We start from the raw sequence: 26,117 nt of genomic DNA on the forward strand, positions 1-26,117 counted from the left end.
GAGCGGTTCATAGAAAGGAAAAAGGTAGCCATGAAAGAAACTTTATCTAATTTCTTGAGAGAGAAACCCCTGGTCGCCGGACTTTTATTATTGCTCGTTATATTTTTATTTACCTTAGCGAGGTGCAATGATACCCCAACGATTGAAATAAACCCAGATGGCTCTGTAAAAAATGCGGTGGTGAATATTACCTTTACGGTAGATGGTGAGTTTATAATCACTACACCCGATGGTAAAATTGTGCCTCCAACCGCTAACCCCTTTCCTGTTAAGGTTAGTACAGTGAGGGTATTGAAAAGTTTATCGATCATGGAAACAAGTGGCAGCCCGGTGCAGGTATGGATCGATCTCGATAACCAGATCACATGTATTGAGGTTGATTATGATGAGAGTACTCGCCAAGTAACCCGTATTATTGGACCATGTAACTTATAGTAAGTAAAGGTTATTGGGATTGTAATAGCAGGTAGGGGGGCTCAGGAAAATCTTGCATAGTGTAGGCGGGAAAGTGGAGCGCATCCCGCCTTACCATACAAGAGGGTCACTTGGGGAGCCCTCGCTTTACCTGACTAAGCCGCAACTTATTCTCCTGGATATGTCCAGCTAGTTATCCAGAACTAACGTAATTACGATGCTGTGTCCGTTGAATGAACGGTTGTTCATAAACTCTGCGGGCATAGGCCATTTAGCGCCCCCAATAATTCTGGCAGGATTGGCGGGGCTGGCTTAAAAATACGCATTAATAAAGAATCGTCCAACACCTCTCCAGAAATCTTCCTTCGTCAATAATAAGTATTTCGACTCATCAGTATTTCACAGTTATCAGGGTAATATGTCACGGGCAGTGATAAGCAAGGAAGGTATTATTATAAACAAGCAACGGCTTTGTGTTTTTGAACATAAGCTTTTTTTCTGTTTCTGGCTTAGAAGTTAGGCTAACTGAGGTGAGTCATGAACAAGAGATTAGTCCGCATATTTACATCTTTTGCACTAATTTTTTTCTTCATACCTACCATTGCTTACGCGGAGATTCTCATTCAGTCGGGGCATAGTGGTGAATGGTTTAACCCGGAGCGTAGCGGCGAGGGATTTTTTCTCGAAGTGCTTGAGAATGATCGAATGGTGTTCTCCTGTTTTACCGATGATTCTAATCAGAATCAGATGTGGCTGTTTGGCGCTGGTAATATCGTGAATGATAAAGCAGTGATACCTGTCTTTGTGACAGAAGGAGGAGTCTTTGGTTCTAACTTTGATCCCAATGAAGTGGTGATGACGGAATGGGGGACCGTTGAATTTAGTTTCTCTTCCTGTCATAAAGGACAGGCTGTTTATAATTCTATGCTCGGTTTTGGTTCTGGCGCTGTCGATTTCACTCACCTTACCATGCTAAAAAAATCTCAGTGTGCGGAAAATCCATCTAGCCTTGAGGGGACTTATACGCTAGAGAGGCTTTCTATTCAGTTTTCCGACCAAAGCGTTTTTGACAGTGAAAACCCAAACATAGCTGTTACCGGTGCCATGTACATAAGCGAAAATAATATCTCGCAGGAGGTTACAATTTTTATTTCTGGTGAGGATCCTCTTATAGCTAATTTATCCGGCACCTTTGTTGATGAGGGATCTGTATTAGTAGTGACACAGCCTCCTAATGTGGACGGCGCTCTCATTTTAATAGAGAGAGATAAAATAGGATAACCACATCGTTGCATGTTAACGATGCCGGGGAAATAGATTTTAATGAAATACAAATCTGGCGAAAGATAGACCCTTCTAGGGTAGCTTCTGCAAGTGCTCTTAGTAAGCGGGCGCTCCCGCAGCCAGCAGCAACCTCTGAGGGCACCATAGGCGCGCTTGGAAGGATAGAGGAGATATTTCAACAACGATAAATGTGGCACATAAGCATCGATGTTTGAGGAAATGATAAGACTAAATATGCTTGCATGGGTAAGCGGATAAATCCCGAGAAGGTTGAATTCCCCTTTATCCTGGTTAGAAAAAAAAGCGTGAAACGCTAACGGAGTAGGCTGACGTCGGAGCGTTTAAATACCGGCAACAGGAGCATGCCGGCCATGAACCCGCCAGCATGGGCGGCGAAGGCTATGCCGCCTTCATCCCCCGGAGTCGCTGCCGATTGCAAGAGCTGAAACAAGAACCACAAACCCAGCATGAGCCAGGCGGGCACCCAAACGAAAAAGAGGATGAAATAGGGTACCAGTAGTTTAATCTGAGCGAAGGGGTGCAAGAGCAGATAAGCGCCGAGGATGCCGGATATGGCGCCGCTAGCCCCCACCATGGGGATCGTGGAATCGGGGGCTATAAAAGTCTGCGCCAGCGCCGCGGCCACGCCGCAGAGTAAATAAAAAACGATGAAGCGGCCATGCCCCATGGAGTCTTCTACGTTATTGCCAAATACATGAAGGTAGAGCATATTACCTAACAGGTGCAGGAAGCCACCGTGCAAAAACATAGAGGTAAACAAACTGAGTACGGGAGGAATTAGCAATTGAGGATGGCCCAAGGGCGCATCCGTCAAAGCCTTGGGAATCAGTCCAAATAGAATAACTGAAGCTTGAAATCCTTCTTGTGGCAGGCTTAACTGCCACAGGAAGACAAGCACGCAGGTTCCAATCAGAATCCAATTAACGATAGGGGTGCGCTGAACAGGATAGTTATCACTGATGGGGATCATTTCCTTGTTTCCTTCTCTTACATGAATATTTGACTCTATGACATTTTCAGCAACGATAGCTACAGATTCCTGGTCGATATAAAGGGGAAACAGATATCCATCGTGCAAGCAGAGCGTGTAAGCTTCCCTGGTTATCAGGGTGACCCATTGGCAGCCCGATTAGAAGAGCGGTCAGATAAGACATCCTTGGGCTATATTGTTTACCCATTGCTTTACCTGCTCTAAAGATTTTTTCGCGGTGACGCGTATTAGTAATACCTTGGCGCAGCGGGGGGTAGGGGTCTTAAGATTTGATTTTACTGGACTGGGCAATAGCGGGGGGGATTTCAGCAATACTAATTTCTCCTCCAATATTGCGGATCTGGTGCAGGCAGCATCCTTCATGAAGGCAGAATATCAAGCTCCCCGGTTACTTATTGGGCATAGTTTAGGCGGGGCGGCGGCGGAAGAAATTCCTGAAACCTTGGCCGTGGCGACGATTAACGCTCCTAGCGATCCAGCCCATGTGAGCCAATTATTTACCACATCGATACCTGAGATTGAAAATCAGGGTGAAGTTGAAGTCCAGTTGGTAGGGTGTTCTTTTCGAATTCAAAAACAATTTCTGGATGATATCGGCGGGGCTTGCCCTTAGCGATGCCGTTTTCATAGTCGTTTGTTACAGCTACCGAATTTACTCCATAAAAGGTCCAAAAGAATCCCCTGGTGCGGCAGATAATTTTCGTTTCCACTCCAAGCAATTTCTGTCTATTGGCACCTAGCTTATGTCTGGCCGGCAGTTCAGGGAGAACTGCTATAAACTAAAATGATGCAATACGAAATTACATAAAAGTGCTCTCAGGTGATTTACGTAACGAGCAAACAGTTGGGGCTATATCTGCTGATCGAAACGGCAATTGGATAAAGAGCAGCCTTGGGGGAAAGTAAAAAATTCTACTGTGCCAATTCAAAGAGCTCTACCTCCTGCTGTGCTACTGGGGTAAAAGAGAAATGCCGGCGAGCAGAAGCAAATACTCTCGTTAGGGCCTCAATCGCTGCTCTATTGGATTTCTCTGGCCCTCGGGCTTGATGCGCCCATGACTCAGCTAGAGGGGAGGTAGAGGGGAGGGGACTGCGGTGTATCACTGCGCCTATTCAACGAGGAGTCCTGATAGTCTAATCCGCAACTTTCCAGGTTCCATCTTCGGTTTTGCAAAGCAGGAACACCGATCTGTCGTCGAAATTAGCAGTGTCGGTTTCGAATGAGGTCTGACGGCATAACATACCCTTCTTATGCTCCGTTGTTAATACCTTGATTTTTCCAGAAGCCCCCGTATTTTCATTCCTCCAGCTCTTGATAGTGCCATTGGGATGATTGTTCAGGATATCCCGTCCGGTGGAACGGAGTAGTTTCCAGTCTTGGTCGTTCAACTCCGAGTAAACAGATTGATCGAGCCATCCCCAAGGTCCAACTCGTGCCATCGATGCCGTAGATAGCATTGTTGCAGTTAAAACAACGATACAGATCAGTAAGAACTTCATAAAATTCTCCGTGCGCCGAAAACCTCTGGGTTCAATCAGGGGAAGGAGGCGCATACCCTTGATTAAATTGAGTAGAACTGTTACCTCATGTGGTATGTAAAAGGCGTCTAAAATACATAAGGTAGGTACCTATTGGCACTATTGCCAAATTGAAAACACATAGTATCCTTGCTGGATTTTTTTAGTATATACCATATCATCCGGCTTAATGCTAGTAGGCATTGAATGCTTTTCTTTATAATTATTAAACGGTTACATGTTGTGTTGATGCCTGATTGAGAAGTTGCTGCTCTTATAGCTCAGGATAATAGCAGATAGCAGCAGGGCATGAACGAGGCAAAGATTGAGCAATCGAGAAGGAAGCCGCGGTTCCCTATACTAGCAATTCATTGAGATATGCGTGCAAAGATGCAAGCTAGTGAAGTGAAGGTCGGCAAGGGATCAGTAAAGGAGGCGGTAGGCTGGGACATTCATTGTCGTTGGGAAAAATCAGCCACGTGGAGGGCGTTTACCTGGTTGGTTCACCGTCGTCTATTGCCAGAAAGCCTGCGCGCTCGTCCCGCTCCTTACCATTTGCCCTAATGAGGATTTTTTCTTAATCCCGCCTTTATTCGAAGCTGTCTAGTAAATAGCCCAGAACTCTTTTCTCAAAAGCACCTCGCAGAATTCGGAGACCGAATGAGATTTGTATTTAATAAAATGATCAATGGGACGCCAACTGCGCCGTGCTCCGTTGGCGCTTATTATTACTACTGGCATTATGAAAAGATATGAGGTTCAAATATGATAAATACCGTAAAGATAATATTTATAGCGTTCAGTTTGATTTTTGTTTCATCAATTGGGCATGCGGATTCATCAGTTGAAAGTTTATCACCAGAGCTTCGTGCTCTACTTGGAAAAGAAATGCGGGCTCTAGAAGAAGGTATGCAATCAATAATTACCGCATACGTTTCAGGTAATTTGGAAAAGGTTTCAAATATCGCAGAAAAAATGAAAAACAGCTTTATTTTAAAGCAAGAGATCACAAACGGGCAAAAACATGAGCTAGTGAATAAAATATCGAGATCCTTCTTGCGCCTTGATAAAAAATTTCATGAATATGCTGGAATGCTTCAGCATGTGGCAAAGGAGAAACATATAGAATTAGTCGGTTTTTATTATTACAAACTAACGGAAGCATGTGTTGTCTGCCACAGCAATTTTGCAAGCCATCGATTTCCAAAGCTTAAGTTTGATGCCACTAAAGAAGGGCATAATCATTAAGTTTAGAGTCGGGTTATTACGATGTTATGTCTCCCTTGGTGGAGTTAACTATTCAACAACCATTTAGGCGGCACCGATCATTGGAATTAAACATGGATGTTGAGCGCCCCCCCCAGCGAGCGTGCCTGCCTGTGCGTGTCCGCACGCAGACAGGCGAAGTGAAACAGCGCCTCGAACGGGAGGACCACATTAGTTTCGTTTTGCCATCAATTCGCGTTTCACGTAAGCGGCCAGCATGGTCTCTACTAGATTGGATAGCGTTCGGTTTTCTCTTTCCGTTAAAGTTTGAAGCTTCTTTTTGAGTGCAGAGTCGATGTGCGTATTTAACAATTCTTTCCTTTTTATAGTTATTCTAAATAACTTTGTGACATGAGGAGTTTTTCGATATTTTCTCCTGAGACCTGCCTTCATTTTTTGAGTAGAACAAAGGATGGTTCAAGGGGGTTGCCATCGGGTGAGTAGGTTGGGAGTGGAAGTAAGGTATGGCCGGCTTTCTCAAGAAGGGCTTTGATATCAGATTTTTTGTGAAACCGCGCCTTATCCATCCCAATAACGCTTGGTTTTTTTAATTCTTTAAGCAAAAAATCCTTTAGCCACGTCTTAACCAAAGCTGTGTTGCAGGAGCCTTTGAATATAACCGATGCCAGCCCTTGTTCTCTGCGCTGGGCGATGATAACGTTCACCTCCTTGCGGTTGTTTCCCGCTACATCCCCCTACATTTTTTGGCCCCGTGGTGCCCATCCATGGGGGCGATAGCTGTGTTTTTCAAAGCCCCTTTCATCAAAATAAACAATCTCTTCCTTACCGTGACTTTAAACATGGCGCTTTAATGCCACCTTATCCAGCTTTCGATGACCAGGCCCAGGCGGCTTAGGGTGTAAATCCTCACGCGTGCATCAGCGATATAGGGTGTGACAGGATATTTTGACTAGGCGCCTGGCTTCCACCAGCTTCGATAAAGCTCACCATATTTGTACGAAAGTCTAAAGAATATCTCATGGGTTCACTGTACCATGAGCGATTCTTATCTCAAATCACTATACTCCGCTTTGCTATAGAACTAGGGCGTGTCATCGGTTAAGCCAGATAACGATGGCTGCGAGGTGGATGCCGCCGAGGAAAGCGCATGCGCGTTTATCGTATCTGGTGGTGATGGCGCGGTATTGTTTGAGTTTAGCAAAGAGGTTTTCGATGAGATGGCGCCATTTATATATTTTCTCATCATATTCGCGCTGCCTGGTACGGTTTGATTTAGGTGGAATAACAGCTTCTATATCGGCTCCACCCAGCACGTCCAGCACACGTTCAGCGGCATCATAGGCTTTATCTGCCAAAAATTGTTTCACCTTGTTTAAAATGTCCGGCAACAGGGCATCAGCGCCTTGCAGATCATGGGCCTGTCCAGGGGTCAGATGAAAGCCTGTGGGATTGCCCAGCGCATCGCATGTTGCATGAATTTTTGTCGTTAATCCGCCTTTTGAGCGCCCGATGTATTCGGCTGTCCGCTCCCCCCCCTTTTTGCACCGGCACTGTGTTGGTGCGCCCGCACGATTGTGCTGTCTATGGCGGCATATTCACTATCGGCCTCGCTGGCCAGATGTGCGAAAACCCTTCGCCATACGCCACGTCTACTCCCACCCATGTGCCGTGTGTGAATAACCCGGAAATCGCCAACGCGCTCCGGCAAATCACGCCATGCAATACCTGCACAGTAGCGCTATAAAACCGCCTCCACAAACAAACGGTTGTCTTGAGCGGTTCCCCCAACGTGAGCTTCCCGGCCCGGCACAAATCCCCTGATCCGCTCCCCTTGATCATCACGGCAGCGCATAACCTCTTTTCGCCATTCATTAAGCCCCTCCTATGGCCTATTAATATTGAATCATAATCTCATCATAATTGTGAATCCAGAAAATGATTGTGCCAGTAGCTGATGACACACCCTAGGTAAACATGACGAGGTCCTTTTCCCGTAACAAGGGTAGATAATGCCACAGTTACATACGTCAAAAATTGACTATGATTAATAGTGCAGAAGACTTTTGGGAAAGGATAGAAAAAAATGCCGACTTCAAAACAGATTGTAGACCGCAGGGGTCGAAAGGCCCGTCATCCGGGGGAAATTCCCACTAAGGGATGGCGTGATATTGCCTACCGGATTAAAGATTCTTTGGACGATGATAATATTTCTATCGTTGCAGCGGGGGTTGCTTTCTATGCTTTGCTGGCTATTTTTCCCGCTTTGGTGGCGATGGTTTCCATCTATGGAATAATAGCTGATCCCGCCGATGTTCAGCGCCAATTCGATGCCCTCAGTGGTATCTTGCCGACAGAAGCACAAGTGTTATTGAGTGAGCAATTGCGCCGGATTACCTCTCAAGCTTCAACAGCTTTGAGCGTGGGCGTGGGGGTAGGGGTGATTTTGGCCCTTTGGAGTGCCACCCGAGGCACGAAGGCGTTTATAATTGCTTTGAATATTGTGTATGGTGAAAAGGAAAAGCGCGGTTTTTTAAAATTAAACGCGATTGCCCTAATGCTGACTCTGGGTGCCATCGTGCTGGCTATTTTAGCCCTGGGCATGATCGTGGTTTTGCCGATTTTGCTTAGTTATCTTGATTTGCCCGAAATTTTTCAGGTCTTAGCCTCTCTTTTGCCCTGGTTGCTATTAGCGTTCACCTTTATATTGGGCCTGGCGGTGCTTTACCGTTACGGGCCTAGCCGGAGCGAGGCTCGGTGGCGGTGGGTAAGCTGGGGGGCAGTTGCCGCCACCGTACTTTGGATAGTTGGCTCCGCCTTGTTTTCGTTTTATGTCGCCAATTTCGCTCAATACAACAAAACCTACGGTTCAGTCGGCGCCCTTATTATTTTGCTCATGTGGTTTTTTGTAACGGCCTACATTATTTTGCTTGCCGCTGAATTCAATGCCGAAATGGAGCACCAAACAAAGGTTGATACGACTAGAGGGAAGCCTCAGCCGATGGGAGAACGCGGTGCCTACGTGGCCGATACCGTGGGTAAGCCTTACGGCGATGAAACCGGTGCCCCTTGAAGTGGTTTTTGGCAAATAACCGGCTACCGCTGATAATAAAACGCTGGCCGGTAAAAATCTCTATAGCATACGGAGTAGACTCATGAATACCTATATGATTCGTCGCCGGAGCGCATGGAAAACAGCTTCAGAACTGGAGATGGCGGCTGACCGTTCAAAGCGGGTTGGCAATGAAGAAATGCCTGACCGGGTGCGTTGGATTCGGTCCTATGTCGTTGAAGAGGAGGACGGTCAACTCGGCACGGTATGTATCTACCAGGCTGTTGATACCGGCGCGCTTCGGGAACATGCGGAGCGCGCTGGTCTGCAAGCGGATGAAATCACCCCTATCGCCCAGACTGTGGTGGTTAGGAAAGATCCAGCAGAGGGGGGATGAAGTGCCTTAACACATTAGCACGGCCCTCCAGGGGTGCCCCGTGCCCCTGGATATTTAGGCTTAGGCTTTTCTTTTCTTTTTTTCTTGTCGGATTCTGGGTAAGAAGCTTAGAAACAAAAAATAAACGAAGAGAGAGCCCATAATAATATGTAACGGAAGCCAGGGAATCTGTAGCACTTCTAGCGTGGCGTTCGCGTTTCTCAGGTCACCTTCTTTTATAAAGGGGGTCAGCGTGACAAAAGCTTTAGTCAAGGCGGTATTCCAGATGCTTAGGCAGGCGTAGGTTATAAATGTAATAACCTGGAGTGAATTAAATAGCCGCTCGTATTTTTCAGGACGTTGATAGGCAAGATAGGTAATTCCTATAACCGCTATTACTATCGTGAGGTAAAATATTTTATCCATAGAATGTCTTAGGTGGTTCCTGTTTTTTAAAGATTGCCAAAAAATACTGAAATGTTATTTCCCAAGTCGGAAAAAAAGCTCCCACCGGGTTTTTTTGTGCTTGTTGCTTTAAAAGCAAAAGTTTTTTGGGATGATAAAGTAATTCTGCCAAGGTTGCCGCAAATTTTTTTCTATCCCCTCTTGGAATTAAAAACCCATTTTCTCCCTCTTTAATCCACTGCTGGGTTTCCCCTACCTGGTAGGCTAAAACAGGGACACCCATAGCCGCCGCTTCAGCGATAGCCATGCCGTAGGACTCAAAACAGGAAGCTGAAACCAATAAGTCAGCCCCACGTAATGAGGGGCCGATGAGTGAGTGGGGGATGCCATGGCATACATGAATCGACTTTTTTAACTCGCTATTTCTTAGTTTTCTTTTAAAGCGGTGATGAATGTCGGGCTCTCTATGTAAATCGCCAAACAGCCGCCACGTGCCTTTAAAGACGGGGTTTATTTGCTGTAAGTGGGATAAAATTTCTAATTGTCCTTTACTACGGCTTAAGGTTCCTAACGTTATCAATCGGGGCCTGGAATCTTTTTTCCAGGGATCGGGCTGAGGCGTACCGGATTCAGTAAACTCAATCCCTGGCGGGCAATGACGGATAGGCCCCGCGTATAACGACTCGCTTTTTAAATAACTTGCCAAGGTGGGACCAGGGACGATTACTGTATCCGCTAGGGCGAGTAACGCATGTTCTTTTTTTTGCAAGGTTTTTCGTTCCGCTGAGGAAAGGAAGGGGTCCATGCAAGGCAGAAAGTGGAGCAAGAAATAGAGATAAGTCGGGTGATTCCGGCTGCTGAGGGCGCAGCTTAGACGGGCAGGATTGAGGGTGGTTAGGTAAAGGCTGTCCAGGACAATATGGGCTGGCGACGCAGAGGGTAGGGTTAGAATTTTTTCAGGTACTTGCTGGGAGAGAGCATAAATGCCGGCGCCAGTGCCAGTAGTAGTAAGACCTTTCCGCAGCATTTCGTTGACCCGGAACCCTCCTGAAATTTGGGCCTTGGGCGCTGGCGCCAGCAGGTAAATCATGGCTCAAGAGACCGGTCCTTCATAGGAGCCCCAAGCCACGTGGCTTTCTTCCAAGGTGATTTTGAGCTTTCCCTGGAAGGTGGCGCGGACTCGTTTGGCGAGTTGGCCATGAATATAGTGGGCCAAATATTCGGTTGTGGTATTGGCGCCACGGAATGACTGTTCTTCATCTAGATTTTTGTAATTAAGCAAGGCGAGGACTGCTTGCAGGGCCTTAAGGGCTAGGCCAATGTCAATCACTATGCCATCCTGGTCCAGTTTCTCAGTATGAAACTCGGCGATCACATTGTAAGTGGCCCCATGAAGTCCCTGGGCAGGACCAAACACCTCTCCTTGTAGGCTATGGGCAATCATAAAATGGTCTTTGACGGCAAGGGTATACATAACATTTAGGCTTTGTGGAGTCGAGGATGAAAGGGTGGATAGGTCACGGCAAAGGAAAAGTCGACCGGATTTTTATGGTAGAGTTCCTGCATAAAAAGAGGCAGGCTCTCAAAGGTGATCGCTGGGGCAATAAGAGCATCAAGTAAGGGGCTTTGCAAATAATTCAGGGTCTGCTCTAAACGCTGCTGGTGGCTCGTATGTTCCCGCTTGGGTTTGGCAATCGTGCTGACTTGGGAAGAGAGAATCTGTTTCCTTTGGAAGTGAAAAGATCCGCCCAGGTTAAGGGTGACTGGCTGATGAGCCAACCAGCTCACCTCAATGACTTTTCCTTCAAACCCCACGCTATCCAAGGCTGTTTGCAGTCCTGCTCCTTGTCCCGAGGCATGAAAACAGAGGGAAAATACCCCCTGGGGGGCCTCCTGGACTTCAAGGACAGTAAGTCCCCATCCTAGTTTTTCAATGAGTTGCCGACGCTGCGGATCGCGCTCAATGATAATAGGGAAGGCATCCCAGGCGGTTTTGAGCAAAAAGGCGATAAGCAAGCCCACAATGCCGCCACCGACGATGGCTACCGGCGCTGGCGCCTGGTATTCGCTGTCCCAAATGGCGTTCAGGGCGGTTTCCAGGTTAGGAAGCAGCGTAGCCCGTAGAGGGGGTATATCCTGAGGGAGGGGTAATAGTTGCTTATTGGGGACAATTGCGTAATCTTGGTGGGGATGCATGGTAAAGACGAGCTGGTCAGCGTAGGGGCCATTAATAGCCTGGCCTAGGAGGCAATATCCGTATTTGACTGGCAGCTTGAATGATCCCCCCATAGCAGGGCAAGCCATGGCTTGCTGGCATTCCGCGGGTACCTTCCCCAATCCGACCAATCGCTCTGTCCCAGGGCTGATTCCAGTTAGCCAGGTTTCAAGGAGGCTATAACCCACTGGTACCGGCACAGAGAGCGTTTCCTGGCGAATGGCGCCTTTCCCGGACGCTTCCACCCAATAAGCCCGGGCAATAGATGGGACTAAGCGTGGTGGCGGGGTAGACATTCCAGCAATATTTCCTTATCAAGGCAGAAGTGAGTCATATGAAAATAGGTTCCCTCCTGGATACGGGCAACTGGAGGGAGCTGGAAGGAAGGTAAGCCAGAACCCAGCAGAAGCGGTGCAATATGGAGGTGAAGCAAATCCGTTTGTCCTCCCGCCAGAAAAAAAGAGAGGGTTTTGCCCCCACCTTCCACGAAGACGGAGCGTATTCCCAGAGACCAAATTGTTTCTAATACGGCTTTTAAATCCATAAGTTTGCCGTTTTTCTCTCCCGCTTGATTTCTTACTCCCAGGGGGATGACTTTTTCGGGAATGGCATGGTGTGTTTCTATTTTATTTAGGCTATCTGAATGGAGCAACCAATTATGACCCGGTTCCTGGAAAATTCGGTAGGGCTTTTCTCCAGTCAGTAAATGGCATTGACGGTCAAGAATTACCCGTTTAGGATTTTCCCCCGGAACCTCGCGTACCGTGAGGCGGGGATTATCTTTTTCTACTGTGCCCCGGCCCACCAACACGGCATCATGAAGGGCCCGGAGACGATGGGCGTGTTTGCGATCGGCATAGTTACTGATCCACTGGGAGTGACCACTTGCAGCAGCGATTTTACCGTCCAAGGTTTGTGCCAGGTGAGCACTAATCCATGGTAGGCGTTTTTGGGATGCGATATGATGGCCGGCGAGGCAGGGCAAATAAAGACGAAAAGCGGTGAGCAAATGGCTGGGCAGCCTGGGGCCGCGGGAATGAATCCAAGGCGAGGCGCCGAGAGATAGCGCTGAAGGATCAAAAGCTAGCAGTGTGGGAATATGGACAATAGCTACCTCGTTTATATGAGGATAAGGCGGCTTGGGCGTGGAGAAATAAACGATAATAAGCGCTTTGGGCGCGGTTTTTACTATTATGTCCAGACTAGCCGTAAAGCGCCATCGAGACGGTTGCTGTTCCGTCTCAAAAGGATAGAAGAAAACATAGGGAACCTCCGGCGCGGTGCTATGGTTTTGGCGCCAACGTTTAAAATCAAGCAGACTCTCCCAGATTTGATTAACTGAAGAGTCAAGTATGGCACATTCCATAAGCACTAAATTGCTCTATTCCTTAACGATTGGCACTGAACGCGAATTTTTATGGCTGAAGGTTACCACAACCACATTTTCCGGCAACAATACCGCAGGCTCCTGATTTTTCAATCATTAATTTCTGTTTTATTGCTGGCGGCTAGTGCATTTTATCTACAAAAGGTTCCCGCTGGCTATGCTTTTGTCATTTCCGTTGCCGTCTTTTGGCTTCTGGGCAGCCACGGTTTCCTGATCTATTTCCTCCGTGCTTGGCGAACGCCTGCGGATTGGGCGACGCTGCTGCGGTTTTTTTTAGCAATCGCAGGCTTGTTGATAGCCATTTTTGGGGGGGCGCTGCTATGGATTCTGGTCATGACGAGCCTGGCTTCCCTGGGCGATTGGCTGGATGGCTGGCTGGCTGACCGCTACGGCGGAACTTCTCAGGGGGCAATCCTGGATGCTGAAACCGATCAAACGCTGATTTTTATGCTCGCGGTATTAGGGGCTAGCGTGGGAGGTTTGGCCTTGTGGGTGCTTTTATTTCCTGCTTATCGCTATGGGTATATCTTATTGTTGGAAATTTTTGCGATTCCTGCGGATGATCCGAAGCCCAAGGCCGGAGATAATTTTCGGGGCCGGATTGCCTGTGCGACCATCCAGGTGGCTTTGTTAGCTAATCTGTTGCCCTCTTTGGCTTTGCCGGTAAAAACTCTATTCAGTGCTTTAGCGCTTGGTTTTCTGACCTATTCTTTCGCTGATGATCTTTTTTATCAGTTCAAGGCGCGCTTTGCCTCTTTTCTTCGTTTCTAGAAGGTTTGATGTCAGGATCATGTCTGCTTTCGAGCTAATTATATTAGGTGCTTATGGGTTAATGGTGGTTGAATTAGTTTTTTTGCCAGTGCCCAGTGAAGCTTCCACTTACCAACTGTTAGCCTCCAAGCCCCAGGGGCAATGCCTTTCAGGGGGGCTGCGTCAGGCCCATCAGGCTTCGTTAGGGCGCAAGTTATTGATTTTTTTATTGCCTACGGGGCTGATTCTAATTGCTTTTTTGCTCCCCTTGGGACAAATATTTTTCCCCCAGCTAAAGAATTATTTATGGCCTATCTCTATTTTTGAAATTCCTTTATTTCGGTGGGTAGCGATAGGCTTGATTATTTCAGGATCGGTTTTCACTTTGATAAGCGTACTGGAAATGCGTGGGGGGATGACTAAAAATCCTTTCAGAAAAATAGGATCGGAGTTACAGTTTCAAGGACCATTCCGATGGTCCCGCAATCCAGGCTTAGTGGGGAATTACGGACTATTTCTTGGACTATTCTTTTATTTCCCTAGCCTGGTGATGGCTTTGGGCATGGGGGTTTATCTTTTGAGTATGCATCATCGTATTTTGCTAGAGGAAAGTCAGTTAGAGGTTCGGTTTGGTGAGACTTACCGTGCTTATCAGCGCCGCGTGCCCCGCTATTTAGGTTTTCGCCAGTCGGTAATTAAATGATTGATAAGGTTTTTTGTGATTGGGTGCAGCCATAGGCGGGCTGAAGTGGTTTTTGCTAAGATAAATCCTTTCTTTTACATAATCAGAATAAAAAAATTGGAAAATTTTATGTTACGTTTTGCTGGGACGGTGATGATATCTTGGTTGTTCCTGGGGGGGCTTGCCGAAGCTGGGGAGCCTGGCAATGGAAAAGAAGGCACTAATGAACGGGTTATCATGGGATGGGTGGAGCCAGTGGTTCTCATTCCTTGGGGTGTTGAACTTAAGGCAAAGCTAGACTCCGGCGCTAAAACCTCATCATTGCATGCTGAAGATATTGAGCGGTTTAAGAAAGATGGCGAGGAATGGGTGCGCTTTGTGATTGATATAGAAAGAAAGGCGAAAAAGATAAAACAGCTCCACGTAGAACAGCCATTAGCCCGTGATGTGCATATAAAGCGGCATCGGGGCAGCGCAAAAAAACGGCCTGTAGTTAGTTTGGAATTTTGTTTAAACGGTAAACGCCATAAGGCTCAGTTTAGTTTAGTTGACCGTAGCCAGTTAAATTACCCAGTACTTTTGGGCCGCCGTTTTCTGAAAAAGGCGGCCCTTATTGATTCCGGTAAAATCTTCCTTACGAGGGAAGGATGGAAGACTTGCTTGGTAGAATATGCTGCCGGCGAAGCTCCTAAAAGTTAAGTTCTTGCGCTAGGCTCAGCAGTTTGGAAAATAAAATTTGAAGAATCTCCATATTAAGATCCTTGCCTTTCTCCTTGTGATGATCGGCTTAGGCTTGGCTTATTATAAGGTGACGCGGCTTGGTTTGCCGGTATTGCCAGCCGAGCAAACCGAAGTTTGGATGGTAGAGGCCCGCCTCGCCTTTGAAGCTAAAGGCGGTCCGGTGAAGGCGCGCTTCTATATTCCAAACGCTCCCCCCGGTTTTACTGTTGTGGGAGAAGACTTCATCTCTAGTAAATATGGTTTAACCATGGATGAGGGGGACATTAATCGTACCGCCCAATGGGCGGTACGCCGGGCCGAGGGGAAGCAGGTGTTGTACTACCGGATTGAATTGGCACCTGAGATTGCCCATATAAAACCACAGAAGGGGAATATCCCCCCCTTTCCGGCCGCCCCCGATTATCCTGAGCCCATGGGCTCGGTGGTGCAGGCGTTATTAGAAGAGGTGCGCCGTAAATCAGCTGACGTAGCTTCCTTTTCCGGGGAACTCCTGGCCCGCCTCAATGCTTCTAATCCTACTGAAAATGTTCAGATTTTGCGCAAAGGCATTGAAAGTGCGCACGCCTGGGTAAAACAAGTGATTTATATTTTGGCCGGCGCCCGGATTCCTGCCCGTATGGTTTATATCTTGCCATTAAAAGGCGATGTGAGTCATAGTAAGTTGCTTCCTTGGCTAGAAGTCCATAATGGACGGGAATGGCTAGCTTTTAACCCTAAAACGGGAAGCCGGGGATTCCCTGCGAACGCATTGATTTGGCATGTGGGCGATGAGCCCTTGCTCGAGCTGGAGGGAGGCGAATCACCTAAGGTGGAATACTCTGTCTCGAGTCGTTTTCAAGAATTGGTTTTGGTCGCGGAGCAGCGAGCGCGGCAAATTAACTCTCTGATAATGGATTTTTCCCTATTTAGCCTCCCCGTGCAGACCCAGAATGTCTACCGGGTGTTACTGTTAATTCCTATTGGGACTTTTTTGATTGTCGTGCTGCGAAACGTTATTGGCATTAAAACGTTTGGTACATTTATGCCTATTTTGATAGCCCTGGCATTCCGAGAAACCGATCTTTTGTGGGGAGTCGCGATGTTCACTGGGATCGTGGCTGTTGGTTTGATACTGCGTTTTTATTTGGAATACCTTAAACTGCTGCTAGTGCCACGCCTAGCCTCGGTGCTGGTGATGGTGATTCTTTTAATGGCGGTTATCAGTGTGCTGACTCATAAAATGGGGCTAGAACGGGGCCTGTCTGTGGCCCTCTTCCCGATGGTGATTTTGACCATGACCATTGAGCGCATGTCCCTGGTTTGGGAGGAGCATGGCCCTGGAGAAGCGCTGCAACAAGGGCTTGGAAGCTTGCTGGTGGCTATATTGGGTTATTTATTAATGGCCAATAAGCTATTGGAGCATCTGGTTTTTGTTTTTCCTGAATTGTTGTTGGTGGTGTTAGCCATGACCTTGTTGTTGGGCCGTTATACGGGCTATCGGTTAACGGAGATTTGGCGTTTCAAGGAGTTTTTGCGGAAAACGGAACTTCCATGATCTTTCCTTGGCGGCGTTTACGGCAGCTGGGGGTTCTAGGCATGAACCAACGCAATGCCGACTATATTTTGCCCTTTAATCCGCGGCATCATTATCCGTTAGTGGATGATAAAAGACGCACTAAACAATTGGCTTTAGCGGCGGGGATTGCCGTGCCCAAACTTTATGGCGTCGTGGAAATGGTTCACCAAATTAAACGCCTGGATAAGCTGCTCGGCCCCCATGAAGATTTTGTTATCAAGCCCGCCCATGGCAGCGGCGGAGAAGGTATTCTGGTGGTTAACGGGCGCTATCAAGGGCGTTATCGTAAGGCGAGCGGGGTTATCCTGACCGCAGAAGAAATCGGCCACCATATCGCCAATATTCTGAGTGGCATGTATAGCCTGGGAGGATTGCCCGATACCGCGCTTATCGAATACCGGGTCAAGTTTGATCCCCTGTTTGAGGCTGTTAGCTATTTAGGAGTCCCGGATATCCGTACCCTGGTTTATCGAGGGATACCCGCCTTGGCGATGATACGGTTACCCACGCGCCTTTCGGATGGCAGGGCCAATTTACACCAAGGGGCTATTGGCGTGGGTATTGATTTGGTGACTGGCCGGACTAGTGCTGGCGTATGGCAAGAACATGCCATTGACCGTCATCCTGATACGGAGGGGGAGATACGCAATTTAAGGATACCCCACTGGGAGAGCGTTCTTGAGTTAGCTGCCCGCTGCTTTGATTTAGTGAATTTGGGTTATATTGGAGTTGATATTGTGTTAGATCGGGATTTGGGCCCCATGGTTCTGGAGCTTAATGCCCGTCCTGGTCTTAGTATTCAACTGGCCAATAAGGTGGGGCTGCAGCCCCGCCTCCAGCGCATTCAAAGGCTGAGTGAAATTCCCTCCTCCGCCGCTGAACGGGTGGCATTAGGAAAATCTTTGGCATAATTTTATGTCTATAAATACATTTGATTCTGGGCCTTGTCGCCACCGTCCCATTTGCCGATTAGCAGGCCCGTAGCTACTTAATAACAGGCCCTATAGGAGGGCCTGTCCCCCGTGGTGGAGTGGATAACATTGGCGAAAGCAACGCCTAGAGAAGCCAGCAAATACTCCCGGCGTGATAAAAACGCCCACACCGATTATGTTACCCGCCGATCGCGACAAATCCTGGCACGGCGCTTTGAGCCCATTGCTCCTTAGTAATCAATAAGCCTCATTTCACAGGGGGAGTCGGTTCTCTTAATTTATTAAGTTTAAGTGCCTGGCGTTCACAGCGCCTTACCTGTTCCAGGGTTGCCACCATGAAATCTTCTCCTTTTTTCTTTTCCACTTATTTAAGCGTTTCTGGAGTTTTTTTAGCTGGCCGTGCTTCTTAGGATAACATCTGAGTAATCTCTCAAGTGAAATATCGCTACCTTTAAGATTCCTTGCTTCTTTTTCCCAGGCGTCAATTCACCACCATTGGACAAATTCCTTGACGGCTGTTTTCCCTCGCCCTTTGACTTCGGTTGGTTGGGCTTCGGTCTCGATGGGTGGGCATTCTTTATCCAATGCCTTAAAGCCTTCCTCCCGCAGCGCTGCGCTCTCTTTCCTGTATCGATCCAGTTCTCGAAGCGTTTTTATATGATCTTCAAGATTATGAGCATGTTCTCTGATATTGTTCATGAGCCTCTCCTTCTCTATGACAGACTCCTATCTAGTTCTGTAGTCAAAAACAAGGCAAAAAGCAAACAAAGAATGAGGTTGTTTTCCCCAACCCGGTTATCGTTGGGGGTGAGCGCCTATGCTTCTCTTCCTTTTGTTATGCCGAGGCAGATCTGAGGAGGAGAGATGTTCCAGGGCTTACTGGCAAGCCGGGGTGTCGCTGAACGAGGTTATCCTAGGAAATCAGCGGAGCCTGGAATTAGCGAGATTCCAGATGCCTTTGAAGCACTGCGAAGTCTTGCTCTAGCGCTGTTTTCTTGGTTTCGTCCCGCAGGGCCGCCGCGGGATGGTAGGTAACGAAGGTGGGCAGCTTTTTGACTTCTACCCATTGGCCCCGCAGCGCGGTGATTTTTGCCTTAGGATCGAGCAGGGCTTGGAGGGCGGTTGCCCCTAGTAATATCAATAGCTGGGGTTGGAGAAGCTCAATTTGCCGCAGCAAAAAAGGGAGTTCTCTTTTAATTTCGCTGCGATAAGGTTTGCGGTTGCCGGGAGGATGGGTTTTAAGAATATTGCTGATATAGACGTGCTCTCGTTTCAAGCCGATTTGATGCAATAACTGGGTGAGCAATTTTCCCGAGCTTCCCACAAAGGGCCGGCCGGTTTTTGCTTCCTGGACGCCCGGCGCTTCACCGATAATCATGATTTCTGCCGGGGATGGGCCTTCTCCGAATACCAATTTTTCGCCTTTGGGCACTTCGGGACCCAGAGAGCGCTCGCAGTGCCATTTTAGCTCCTGTAGCGTAACGGCCTTTTCTAAAAAATCATCCATGGAAAGGGGGAGGGGTTTGCATCGGAGTTCTCCATGGATGTTGAATGCCCCCCCAGTGAGAGTGCCTGCCTGTGCGTGTCCGCACGCAGACAGGTAGGAACAAAACTGAAATCAGTCATGGCGAAACTCCAAAGAAGACAAGCCCTGTCCTAGTAGGGCTTGCCTTTGTGGGGTTAGAGCAGGATTGTAATGGTCGTACCGCTAGGCGTGCTGATGGCCGCCCGCGCCATGGGCGTGGCCGTGCTCTAGTTCTTCCTCGGTGGCGTTGCGGACATCGACGACTTCCACGTCAAAGTCTAGTGTTTCGCCTGCGAGGGGATGGTTGGCATCCACCAGTACTTGATCCGTCTCGATTTCAGCCACCGTTATCAATTGGGGGCCATTCGGGGTCTGGGCCTGAAATTGCATACCTTCCTCCAGCTCCTCTACGTCCTGAAAAGCGTCCCGTGGAACGGTCTGGAGCAGTGTTTCATTACGCTCTCCATAAGCATCTTTCGGTTCTATGCTGACATTGAGTTTATCGCCTTCGGATTTTCCGGCTAGCGCCTTTTCGAGACCTGGAATGATATTACCGAGCCCGTGTATATAGGCTAAGGGCGTTTTCTGGGAAGAGCTGTCAAGCACGGCGCCTTCCTGATTCTTTAAGGTGTAATGGATATAAACTACTTTTTTATCAGCAACCTGCATAATGACGCCTCCTTATAATTGCGGCGGTAAGTTTATATAGAGTATCGGTTTTCGTTATTCACTTATAGTGTTTAGTTAAATTTAGACGTATTAATTCAAAATTAATAGTCCCTCTGAAGTTCGGGGAGAGGCAGAAGGTGGAAATTTGAGTGGATATTTAATTTGAGAAAACTAAAAATTCCGCACTCTCTTCTTGAATGATGCTGGCATACGGACGGATGAAATGAGAATCTAGCTGTAGTGTATAATTATCGTATGGATTCGATGAGTTATGAACGGCTATTTGCGCAGATAGAAGATCTGGTCTTGCGCCATTCTCCCAGTGGGGCCGAGCAAGAAATAGATGGATGGTTGTTAGAACGTTTCACGGCGTTAGGGCAGACTGTCTGGCAAGATGCCGCGGGCAACATTGTTGTGAAAGTTAGGGGGAAAAATCCCGGGGCAATCGCGATTACCGCCCATAAGGATGAAATTGGCGCAATCGTGAAAACTAGTAATAGCCAAGGGCAAGTGGAGGTGCGGAAGCTAGGCGGCGCTTTCCCCTGGGTCTACGGAGAAGGGGTAGTGGATTTGTTAGGCGACCATGCCTGCATTAGCGGTATTCTTTCGTTTGGTTCCCGCCATGTTTCCCATGAGAGCCCGCAGAAAGTCCAGCAAGATCAGGCGCCACTGCAATGGCAGCATGCCTGGGTGGAAACCAAATGCACGCAAAAAGAGCTGGAGGCCGCCGGAGTGCGTTCAGGTACGCGGATGGTGGTGGGAAAACACCGCAAGCGCCCCTTCCGCCTTAAGGATTACATTGCCAGTTATACGTTGGATAACAAGGCTTCAGTGGCGATTTTGCTGGCATTGGCGCAGAAGCTTCATAAACCCTTAGTAGATGTTTATTTGGTGGCCTCTGCCAAGGAAGAAGTGGGAGCAATAGGAGCGCTTTACTTTAGCCGGTGTCATTCTCTGGATGCTTTGATTGCTTTGGAGATATGTCCCTTGGCGCCTGAATATTTCATCAAAGAAGGCACCGCTCCTGTGCTGCTTTCCCAGGACGGTTATGGTCTTTACGATGAGGGACTCAATGGACTTATCAGGCAAGCCGCGGCCCGGCGAGAAATCCCCTTGCAACTGGCGGTGATTAGCGGTTTCGGCAGTGATGGTTCCATTGCCATGAAATATGGCCACGTGCCACGGGCCGCTTGTTTAGGTTTCCCTACCCAAAACACACATGGTTATGAGATCGCCCATTTAGGCGCCATTGCCCATTGTATTGAAATACTTTACGCCTACTGCACCCAGACGGAGGAGGGTTAGCAAAAGATTAACTTCGTGTTGTTAATTTGCTGTAATTTCCAGGCTGCGGGAAGGGGAGGGGAAGGCATGATCCTGGCAAATCTTTAGAGTTTCTTCCGCCCTGAGCAGTTCCTGGGTTAGGCCACAACGGAAAAGCTGTTTGTCATGGGTCGTTAGCAAATACCGGCAGGTATGGCATTGGCCAAAGGTGCGGTGGTGATTTGCTTTTTGAAGATCGCATAACAATCGTTCCAGAACTTGCTGAGTGACTTGCAATTCTGCCGTGGCTAACCCGGCTAGGGTTTTTTCCTTATTGGCCAATAAAGCAAGTTTTCTGGTAAGTGCCCGGCCCTTCGGCATGAGTTCTAAATGGACGACGCGCCGATCTTTCGGATCGGATTTTTTTCGGAGGTATCCTTGCCGTTGTAATACCAACAATGATTGGGAAGTTGTACCCTTGGTGGTGCCAAGATACTCTGATACCGCCATAGGTGTATCGCTGTACCGATTACATTGGGCAAGATAACGTAAAACTTGGAGATGAGCCGGATGTAGGTTTAGTGTCGTTGCCGATTTACGTTCTTCTGCCCGCAGCAGGGTGCCAACACGCTCTAGTAGCTGAAACAGCTTTTGCTTGTCCATAATTTATTATGATACTTAAAAACTGTCGTGGGATCGATACTCGCTTGACATCTCTTGGGATGCTCATCTATGGTATCGACTCGATAACACCCTATGTTTAAAGGCCCCTTGATTTTTTGGTGCTTATGAATTTAAGAAGAAGTAAAGAAAACAGGTAATAGGCAATGGGCGAGAAAGAAATACCGGGTTATACTTATGGAACGCAGGCAGTAGCTAAATCCCCTGTTTCCTTGGAGGATTTTGATCTCCTCAAAAAGACAGTGCTCTTTACTGAAGAGGATGAAAAATACTTACGTCTTGCTGGCGAAGTGTTAGGGGACCAAGTTGAGGAGGTTCTGGATTTATGGTATGGCTTTGTCGGTTCTCATCCTCATCTAGTGCGCTATTTTAGCGACCTGCAGGGTGAGCCTGATAGTAGCTATTTAGCTGCCGTACGCAAGCGTTTCGCTCAGTGGATTTTGGATACTTGTAACCGCACCTATGATCAGGATTGGCTTAACTACCAGCATGAAATTGGTCTGAGGCACTATCATACCAAGAAAAATAAGACAGATAATGTGCAGTCCGTGCCTATCATTAGTTATCGCTATTTGATTACCTTTATTTATCCCATTACGGCTACCATTAAACCGTTTTTGGAGAAAAAAGGCCATAGTGCGGAGGAAGTTGAAAAAATGCACCAGGCTTGGTTTAAATCGTTGCTGCTCCAGGTGACTTTATGGACTAATCCTTACCTGCGTCAGGAGGACTACTGATGGTTGAATTATTTGCTGATCGGCAGCAAGTAATTTAGATATTTAGGGTAATATTGACGGCGGGGGTATTTCCTCTCCTTTAAGGTATTGAGACGAAATAAAGGGTCAAGATCCTAAAATAAATATAAACCGAATACAATCCTGACAACAATTAGCGTTTCTGTCTTTTAATCTAAAGGTGCAGAAGAATGCTGTTTTGTTTGTTAGGGAGTTGTAAGCGCCCTTAAGATTTTTAAAGAGGGCTGTTTCATGTGTACTAAAAATGGACAGAGGAAGGTAATTGATGAAAATAACTAAAGCTATATTTATAAGTTTTGCTCTTGGGCTGTTACTGATGGGCACAGCGCAAGCAAAGGATGTGAAAGCACAAAGTTTTACAGTTGTTATCAATGCTTATGATACGAATATTCCGAAGCTTGAGGTGGAAGGAGTAACCGTTAAGGATATTCGCGCCTTTAATGTGCTTAATGAGCCCGAGGCGCTGGTTGTTCGGAAAGGAACTCCAGTAGAGATTACCGTAGAAAATAAGTCCCCCATTAGTGAGGGGTTCTCCATCGACGCTTATGGCATCTCGGAAGTCATTAAAGCAGGAGAGACCAAAACCATTAAATTCAAGGCTGACAAGGCCGGCGCTTTCACTATTTGGTGCCAGCTCCATCCCATGAATATCCATCTGCCTGGTTCCTTGAATGTCGTCGAAAAATAAGGAACTTACAGAAAATCTATGAAAATAAGCCGTAGATAGAATATTCAATATCTTAATTTATTTGCAGCTTATCGTTGGGCCGGGTGGGTATCCTTCCATCCGGCCCAATTTTTTTATGCCTTTTAAGGATTTAAATCTGTTATCTCGGCATGTTGTTGTTCTAGTGTGCTTAAGGCAGCAGTTACTTCCTGTGCCCGCTGGCGTTCTTTTGCGACGATCTCGGCTGGAGCCCGCTCCACATAATTAGAGTTGGCGAGCTTTCCTTGGACTCGCGCTAGATCTTTACGCATTCTCTGCATTTCCCGATCCAGTCGTTTAAGTTCTGCTTCCTTGTCGATAAGCCCAGCCAGAGGAATTAGAAGCTTGAGTTCGTCTACCAGGGCAGTCGCCGCAGGCGGTGGGGTTTCATCTTTTAACCATTGAATAGAGTCCAGTTTAGCTAAGGCCGCGAGAAATTTTTGATTAGATTCCAACCGGGTCCGGTCATGGGCCTTTCCGGCTTGTAACAATAAGGGAATGGGTTTGCCAGGGGCGATATTCATTTGGGAACGGATGGAGCGTACCCCGGTAACAAAGGCGATGACCCACTCTATTTCCGCAACGGCGTCTTCATCGATTTTATCGATTTCTGGTTGGGGATAGGGTTGCAACATAATGGTTTTTCCTTGGCGGCCAGCCAAGGGTCCCACTTGCTGCCAAATTTCCTCGGTAATAAAAGGAATGATAGGATGGGCAAGACGTAGCAGGGCTTCTAGCACATGTACCAGTGTGTGACGGGTTCTCCGCTTGGCGGCTTCTGGACTGGCCGGGTTATTGAGCACCGGTTTAGAGAGTTCCAGATACCAATCGCAATACTCGTTCCAGGTAAAATTATAGATCGCCTGGGCAACTCTATCAAAGCGGTAGTTTTCGATACCTTCGATGACTTCCTGGGTGGTTGAGTGGAAGCGGGAAATAATCCAGCGTTCTGGGGCGCCTAGCATGAGATTTTCTTCGGCCTGCTCCGGCTTGCCTTGTCTCTCAACCGATATTTCCGAAGATACATTGATCAGGACATAGCGTGCCGCATTCCAAAGTTTATTGCAGAAATTGCGGTAGCCCTCAATTCGGCCCAAATCGAAGCGGATATCCCGGCCTCGGGTAGCCAGAATAGCGAAGGTAAAACGCAGGGCATCGCAGCCAAAAGAGGGAATTCCCTGGGGAAATTCCTTACGCGTCGCTTTTTCTATGCGCTTGGCCATGGCTGGTTGCATTAAACCGCCGGTTCGCTTGGTGACCAAAGTTTCCAGATCGATGCCATCAATGAGGTCCAGAGGATCAAGGACATTGCCCTTGGATTTAGACATCTTCTGGCCCTCGGCATCGCGAACCAGACCATGAATATAGACTTCGTGGAAGGGAACCTCTCCTGTGAATTTCAGGCCCATCATGATCATCCGGGCCACCCAGAAAAAGATAATATCAAATCCGGTGACCAGGACACTGGTAGGGTAGAACGCTCGCAGCAGGGATGTGTCCTCCGGCCATCCCAAGGTAGAAAAAGGCCACAGAGCCGATGAAAACCAGGTATCTAGTACATCCGGGTCTTGTTCTAAAGGGAGATCGGGAGGAAGGTTGTATTTTTGGCGGGCTTGGGTTTCCGTGGGTGCGACATAGATTTTGCCTTCTGGATCGTACCACGCCGGAATCCGGTGTCCCCACCAAATTTGGCGGGAGATACACCAATCTTGAATGTTTCGCATCCACTCAAAATAAATTTTGTTCCAGTTTTCGGGAATAAAGCGGATTTGGCCATTTTCTACTGCTTGAATCGCAGGCTCGGCCAGGGGGGCGGTTTTGACGAACCACTGATCGGTCAAATAAGGCTCGATGACGGTGCGGGAGCGATCGCCCCGGGGTACCATTAACTTATGATCTTCAATTTTCTCTAATAAACCGGCGGCTTCCAGATCGGCTACGACAAGCTTGCGGGCCTCGAAGCGGTCCAAGTTCCGATATCTCTCAGGGACGTTTTCGTTGAGAGAGGCATCCACCGTAAAAATGTTGATGAAGGGCAGCCCATGCCGTTGTCCCACTTCGTAGTCGTTAAAATCATGGGCTGGAGTGATTTTTACACAGCCGCTGCCAAATTCTGGCTCCACGTAATCATCGGCAATCACGGGAATGGTGCGATCTGTCAGAGGCAAAGCAACCGTTTTGCCGATGAGATGCTGATAGCGGGGGTCTTCCGGATGGACCGCCACTGCCGTGTCTCCTAGCATGGTCTCGGGGCGGGTGGTGGCCACTACCAAGTGCCCGCTGCCATCCGACAGAGGATAGCGCATATGCCAAAGGTGGCTATTTTCCTCTTCCGAGATAACCTCCAAATCCGAGATGGCCGTATGGAGTACCGAGTCCCAATTTACCAAGCGCTTGCCGCGATAGAGGAGTCCTTCATCATAGAGGCGCACAAAGACTTCACCTACTGCTTGGGACAAGCCCTCGTCCATGGTAAAGCGTTCCCGACTCCAATCCACGGAGGTTCCCATGCGGCGGAGCTGACGGGTAATGGTGCCACCTGAATGTTCCTTCCACTCCCACACTCTCTGGATAAAAGCCTCTCGTCCTAAATCGTGACGGGTTTTCCCTTCGGCATTTAGTTGATTCTCTACCACCATTTGGGTTGCGATTCCGGCATGGTCGGCACCTACTTGCCATAGGGTATCGTCCCCTCGCATCCGGTGATAGCGGATTAGAGCATCCATAATGGTGCTCTGGAAGGCATGTCCCATATGGAGGTGCCCGGTGACATTGGGGGGCGGGATCATAATGCAGTAGGAGGAGTCTTTCCCCTGGGGAGTAAAATAACCTTTCTGCTCCCAGATCTGGTACCAGTATTGTTCTATCGCTTGCGGGTTATAGTTTTTATCCATGGGGGTCGGCGAATCGTTGTTTATTTATTAGAGAAACGGAAAGGACAGAAATTCTGCCCGTGGTTTAAGTATTATAC

27 protein-coding genes and 2 pseudogenes are annotated in these 26,117 nt (G+C 47.9%); 15 read left to right on the forward strand and 14 right to left on the reverse strand.

The features are described from left to right. The first annotated feature begins 30 nt into the window (after positions 1-30). Positions 31-435: a hypothetical protein gene (locus NOC_RS05785; RefSeq protein ID WP_002810414.1), complete on the forward strand. Its 405-nt coding sequence runs from the start codon at positions 31-33 to the stop codon at positions 433-435. 516 nt (positions 436-951) lie between these two features. After that, a complete protein-coding gene (locus tag NOC_RS05790; protein ID WP_002809279.1) occupies positions 952-1,695 on the forward strand; it encodes a hypothetical protein in 744 nt (247 codons plus the stop codon). Between the two features lie 316 nt (positions 1,696-2,011). Here NOC_RS05790 and NOC_RS05800 read toward each other — a convergent pair whose 3' ends face one another. Further along, entirely contained in the window at positions 2,012-2,689 is a 678-nt protein-coding gene (locus NOC_RS05800) for a rhomboid family intramembrane serine protease (RefSeq protein ID WP_011330548.1), read from the reverse strand. A 238-nt stretch (positions 2,690-2,927) separates the two neighbouring features. Between NOC_RS05800 and NOC_RS05805 the strand changes: the two genes are divergently transcribed. Then, positions 2,928-3,323: an alpha/beta hydrolase gene (locus tag NOC_RS05805; RefSeq protein WP_244860070.1), complete on the forward strand. Its 396-nt coding sequence runs from the start codon at positions 2,928-2,930 to the stop codon at positions 3,321-3,323. 521 nt (positions 3,324-3,844) lie between these two features. On the opposite strand, the gene NOC_RS05810 is transcribed toward NOC_RS05805, so the two are convergent. Further along, positions 3,845-4,150 (reverse strand): RT0821/Lpp0805 family surface protein, encoded by a 306-nt coding sequence (locus NOC_RS05810; RefSeq protein WP_002808780.1) that lies wholly within the window; start codon positions 4,148-4,150, stop codon positions 3,845-3,847. 456 nt (positions 4,151-4,606) lie between these two features. Between NOC_RS05810 and NOC_RS17330 the strand changes: the two genes are divergently transcribed. Together NOC_RS17330 and NOC_RS05815 are read left to right on the forward strand one after the other, a co-directional pair. Next, positions 4,607-4,792, forward strand: coding sequence for a hypothetical protein (locus NOC_RS17330; RefSeq protein ID WP_002809089.1), 186 nt, complete (start codon positions 4,607-4,609; stop codon positions 4,790-4,792). A 201-nt stretch (positions 4,793-4,993) separates the two neighbouring features. Beyond that, a complete protein-coding gene (locus NOC_RS05815; RefSeq protein ID WP_002809211.1) occupies positions 4,994-5,476 on the forward strand; it encodes a hypothetical protein in 483 nt (160 codons plus the stop codon). A 407-nt stretch (positions 5,477-5,883) separates the two neighbouring features. Here NOC_RS05815 and NOC_RS18565 read toward each other — a convergent pair. Together NOC_RS18565 and NOC_RS16740 are read right to left on the reverse strand one after the other, a co-directional pair. Next, positions 5,884-6,165 (reverse strand): annotated as a pseudogene (locus NOC_RS18565) (transposase); the annotation flags it as partial. 381 nt (positions 6,166-6,546) lie between these two features. Next, positions 6,547-7,307, reverse strand: a pseudogene (locus NOC_RS16740) (IS5 family transposase). Positions 7,308-7,538: 231 nt separating this feature from the next. On the opposite strand from NOC_RS16740, the gene NOC_RS05840 reads away from it, so the two are divergent. Further along, positions 7,539-8,525, forward strand: a complete 987-nt coding sequence (locus NOC_RS05840; protein ID WP_002811559.1) for a YihY/virulence factor BrkB family protein — start codon at positions 7,539-7,541, stop codon at positions 8,523-8,525. An 82-nt stretch (positions 8,526-8,607) separates the two neighbouring features. Then, positions 8,608-8,901 carry a DUF4242 domain-containing protein gene (locus NOC_RS05845; RefSeq protein ID WP_002811413.1) on the forward strand — a complete coding sequence of 98 codons (294 nt, stop codon included), beginning with the start codon at positions 8,608-8,610 and terminating at the stop codon, positions 8,899-8,901. A gap of 60 nt (positions 8,902-8,961) precedes the next feature. On the opposite strand, the gene NOC_RS05850 is transcribed toward NOC_RS05845, so the two are convergent. The 5 genes from NOC_RS05850 to NOC_RS05870 are packed head-to-tail and all read right to left on the reverse strand — an operon-like array spanning position 8,962 to position 12,866. Continuing rightward, complete coding sequence (locus tag NOC_RS05850; protein ID WP_002808851.1) at positions 8,962-9,306, reverse strand: hypothetical protein; 345 nt, start codon at positions 9,304-9,306, stop codon at positions 8,962-8,964. Then, entirely contained in the window at positions 9,299-10,375 is a 1,077-nt protein-coding gene (locus NOC_RS05855; RefSeq protein WP_002810770.1) for a glycosyltransferase family 4 protein, read from the reverse strand. The genes NOC_RS05850 and NOC_RS05855 overlap by 8 nt, the downstream gene beginning before the upstream one ends. Positions 10,376-10,378: 3 nt before the next feature. After that, positions 10,379-10,759, reverse strand: coding sequence for a 6-pyruvoyl trahydropterin synthase family protein (locus NOC_RS05860; RefSeq protein WP_002808758.1), 381 nt, complete (start codon positions 10,757-10,759; stop codon positions 10,379-10,381). Positions 10,760-10,764: 5 nt separating this feature from the next. Continuing rightward, entirely contained in the window at positions 10,765-11,796 is a 1,032-nt protein-coding gene (locus tag NOC_RS05865; RefSeq protein WP_002808678.1) for a zinc-dependent alcohol dehydrogenase, read from the reverse strand. After that, positions 11,772-12,866 (reverse strand): RibD family protein, encoded by a 1,095-nt coding sequence (locus NOC_RS05870; RefSeq protein WP_002808787.1) that lies wholly within the window; start codon positions 12,864-12,866, stop codon positions 11,772-11,774. Before NOC_RS05870 ends, NOC_RS05865 begins: the two co-directional genes overlap by 25 nt. Before the next feature lie 51 nt (positions 12,867-12,917). Between NOC_RS05870 and NOC_RS05875 the strand changes: the two genes are divergently transcribed. From NOC_RS05875 to NOC_RS05895, 5 genes are all read left to right on the forward strand, one after another. Then, positions 12,918-13,658, forward strand: a complete 741-nt coding sequence (locus NOC_RS05875; RefSeq protein ID WP_002810580.1) for a CDP-alcohol phosphatidyltransferase family protein — start codon at positions 12,918-12,920, stop codon at positions 13,656-13,658. Positions 13,659-13,677: 19 nt separating this feature from the next. Next, positions 13,678-14,340 (forward strand): methyltransferase family protein, encoded by a 663-nt coding sequence (locus tag NOC_RS05880; RefSeq protein WP_002810556.1) that lies wholly within the window; start codon positions 13,678-13,680, stop codon positions 14,338-14,340. A 108-nt stretch (positions 14,341-14,448) separates the two neighbouring features. Beyond that, positions 14,449-15,018: an ATP-dependent zinc protease family protein gene (locus tag NOC_RS05885; RefSeq protein WP_036497495.1), complete on the forward strand. Its 570-nt coding sequence runs from the start codon at positions 14,449-14,451 to the stop codon at positions 15,016-15,018. A 37-nt stretch (positions 15,019-15,055) separates the two neighbouring features. Then, positions 15,056-16,594: an inactive transglutaminase family protein gene (locus NOC_RS05890; protein ID WP_002809671.1), complete on the forward strand. Its 1,539-nt coding sequence runs from the start codon at positions 15,056-15,058 to the stop codon at positions 16,592-16,594. Further along, on the forward strand, positions 16,591-17,526 hold the full coding sequence (locus NOC_RS05895; RefSeq protein WP_011330554.1) for an alpha-L-glutamate ligase-like protein: 936 nt from the start codon (positions 16,591-16,593) through the stop codon (positions 17,524-17,526). The genes NOC_RS05890 and NOC_RS05895 overlap by 4 nt, the downstream gene beginning before the upstream one ends. Positions 17,527-18,033: 507 nt before the next feature. Here NOC_RS05895 and NOC_RS05900 read toward each other — a convergent pair. From NOC_RS05900 to NOC_RS05910, 3 genes are all read right to left on the reverse strand, one after another. Continuing rightward, complete coding sequence (locus tag NOC_RS05900; protein ID WP_002809306.1) at positions 18,034-18,246, reverse strand: hypothetical protein; 213 nt, start codon at positions 18,244-18,246, stop codon at positions 18,034-18,036. A gap of 238 nt (positions 18,247-18,484) precedes the next feature. After that, a complete protein-coding gene (locus NOC_RS05905) occupies positions 18,485-18,979 on the reverse strand; it encodes a uracil-DNA glycosylase (RefSeq protein WP_244860071.1) in 495 nt (164 codons plus the stop codon). 276 nt (positions 18,980-19,255) lie between these two features. Further along, positions 19,256-19,741: an FKBP-type peptidyl-prolyl cis-trans isomerase gene (locus NOC_RS05910; protein WP_002811608.1), complete on the reverse strand. Its 486-nt coding sequence runs from the start codon at positions 19,739-19,741 to the stop codon at positions 19,256-19,258. A 240-nt stretch (positions 19,742-19,981) separates the two neighbouring features. Between NOC_RS05910 and NOC_RS05915 the strand changes: the two genes are divergently transcribed. Then, positions 19,982-21,046, forward strand: coding sequence for a M42 family metallopeptidase (locus tag NOC_RS05915; RefSeq protein WP_244860072.1), 1,065 nt, complete (start codon positions 19,982-19,984; stop codon positions 21,044-21,046). Between the two features lie 21 nt (positions 21,047-21,067). Here NOC_RS05915 and NOC_RS05920 read toward each other — a convergent pair whose 3' ends face one another. Next, a complete protein-coding gene (locus tag NOC_RS05920; protein WP_002809962.1) occupies positions 21,068-21,667 on the reverse strand; it encodes a MarR family winged helix-turn-helix transcriptional regulator in 600 nt (199 codons plus the stop codon). 164 nt (positions 21,668-21,831) lie between these two features. Here NOC_RS05920 and NOC_RS05925 point away from each other — a divergent pair, with 164 nt between their 5' ends. Together NOC_RS05925 and NOC_RS05930 are read left to right on the forward strand one after the other, a co-directional pair. Next, complete coding sequence (locus NOC_RS05925) at positions 21,832-22,422, forward strand: protoglobin domain-containing protein (protein ID WP_002808633.1); 591 nt, start codon at positions 21,832-21,834, stop codon at positions 22,420-22,422. A gap of 283 nt (positions 22,423-22,705) precedes the next feature. After that, positions 22,706-23,128, forward strand: a complete 423-nt coding sequence (locus NOC_RS05930) for a nitrosocyanin (protein ID WP_002808750.1) — start codon at positions 22,706-22,708, stop codon at positions 23,126-23,128. A 122-nt stretch (positions 23,129-23,250) separates the two neighbouring features. Here NOC_RS05930 and NOC_RS05935 read toward each other — a convergent pair whose 3' ends face one another. Further along, positions 23,251-26,040, reverse strand: a complete 2,790-nt coding sequence (locus NOC_RS05935) for a valine--tRNA ligase (RefSeq protein ID WP_002809071.1) — start codon at positions 26,038-26,040, stop codon at positions 23,251-23,253. Between the last annotated feature and the right edge of the window lie 77 nt (positions 26,041-26,117).

This window comes from Nitrosococcus oceani ATCC 19707 (assembly GCF_000012805.1).
GTDB lineage: Bacteria > Pseudomonadota > Gammaproteobacteria > Nitrosococcales > Nitrosococcaceae > Nitrosococcus > Nitrosococcus oceani.

Coding starts and splice junctions, on each gene's coding strand:
- NOC_RS05785 (WP_002810414.1), top strand. CDS start 31: ATGAAAGAAACTTTATCTAATTTCTTGAGAGAGAAACCCCTGGTCGCC.
- NOC_RS05790 (WP_002809279.1), top strand. CDS start 952: ATGAACAAGAGATTAGTCCGCATATTTACATCTTTTGCACTAATTTTT.
- NOC_RS05800 (WP_011330548.1), bottom strand. CDS start 2,689: ATGATCCCCATCAGTGATAACTATCCTGTTCAGCGCACCCCTATCGTT.
- NOC_RS05810 (WP_002808780.1), bottom strand. CDS start 4,150: ATGGCACGAGTTGGACCTTGGGGATGGCTCGATCAATCTGTTTACTCG.
- NOC_RS17330 (WP_002809089.1), top strand. CDS start 4,607: ATGCGTGCAAAGATGCAAGCTAGTGAAGTGAAGGTCGGCAAGGGATCA.
- NOC_RS05815 (WP_002809211.1), top strand. CDS start 4,994: ATGATAAATACCGTAAAGATAATATTTATAGCGTTCAGTTTGATTTTT.
- NOC_RS05840 (WP_002811559.1), top strand. CDS start 7,539: ATGCCGACTTCAAAACAGATTGTAGACCGCAGGGGTCGAAAGGCCCGT.
- NOC_RS05845 (WP_002811413.1), top strand. CDS start 8,608: ATGAATACCTATATGATTCGTCGCCGGAGCGCATGGAAAACAGCTTCA.
- NOC_RS05850 (WP_002808851.1), bottom strand. CDS start 9,306: ATGGATAAAATATTTTACCTCACGATAGTAATAGCGGTTATAGGAATT.
- NOC_RS05855 (WP_002810770.1), bottom strand. CDS start 10,375: ATGATTTACCTGCTGGCGCCAGCGCCCAAGGCCCAAATTTCAGGAGGG.
- NOC_RS05860 (WP_002808758.1), bottom strand. CDS start 10,759: ATGTATACCCTTGCCGTCAAAGACCATTTTATGATTGCCCATAGCCTA.
- NOC_RS05865 (WP_002808678.1), bottom strand. CDS start 11,796: ATGTCTACCCCGCCACCACGCTTAGTCCCATCTATTGCCCGGGCTTAT.
- NOC_RS05870 (WP_002808787.1), bottom strand. CDS start 12,866: ATGGAATGTGCCATACTTGACTCTTCAGTTAATCAAATCTGGGAGAGT.
- NOC_RS05875 (WP_002810580.1), top strand. CDS start 12,918: ATGGCTGAAGGTTACCACAACCACATTTTCCGGCAACAATACCGCAGG.
- NOC_RS05880 (WP_002810556.1), top strand. CDS start 13,678: ATGTCTGCTTTCGAGCTAATTATATTAGGTGCTTATGGGTTAATGGTG.
- NOC_RS05885 (WP_036497495.1), top strand. CDS start 14,449: ATGTTACGTTTTGCTGGGACGGTGATGATATCTTGGTTGTTCCTGGGG.
- NOC_RS05895 (WP_011330554.1), top strand. CDS start 16,591: ATGATCTTTCCTTGGCGGCGTTTACGGCAGCTGGGGGTTCTAGGCATG.
- NOC_RS05900 (WP_002809306.1), bottom strand. CDS start 18,246: ATGAACAATATCAGAGAACATGCTCATAATCTTGAAGATCATATAAAA.
- NOC_RS05910 (WP_002811608.1), bottom strand. CDS start 19,741: ATGCAGGTTGCTGATAAAAAAGTAGTTTATATCCATTACACCTTAAAG.
- NOC_RS05920 (WP_002809962.1), bottom strand. CDS start 21,667: ATGGACAAGCAAAAGCTGTTTCAGCTACTAGAGCGTGTTGGCACCCTG.
- NOC_RS05925 (WP_002808633.1), top strand. CDS start 21,832: ATGGGCGAGAAAGAAATACCGGGTTATACTTATGGAACGCAGGCAGTA.
- NOC_RS05930 (WP_002808750.1), top strand. CDS start 22,706: ATGAAAATAACTAAAGCTATATTTATAAGTTTTGCTCTTGGGCTGTTA.
- NOC_RS05935 (WP_002809071.1), bottom strand. CDS start 26,040: ATGGATAAAAACTATAACCCGCAAGCGATAGAACAATACTGGTACCAG.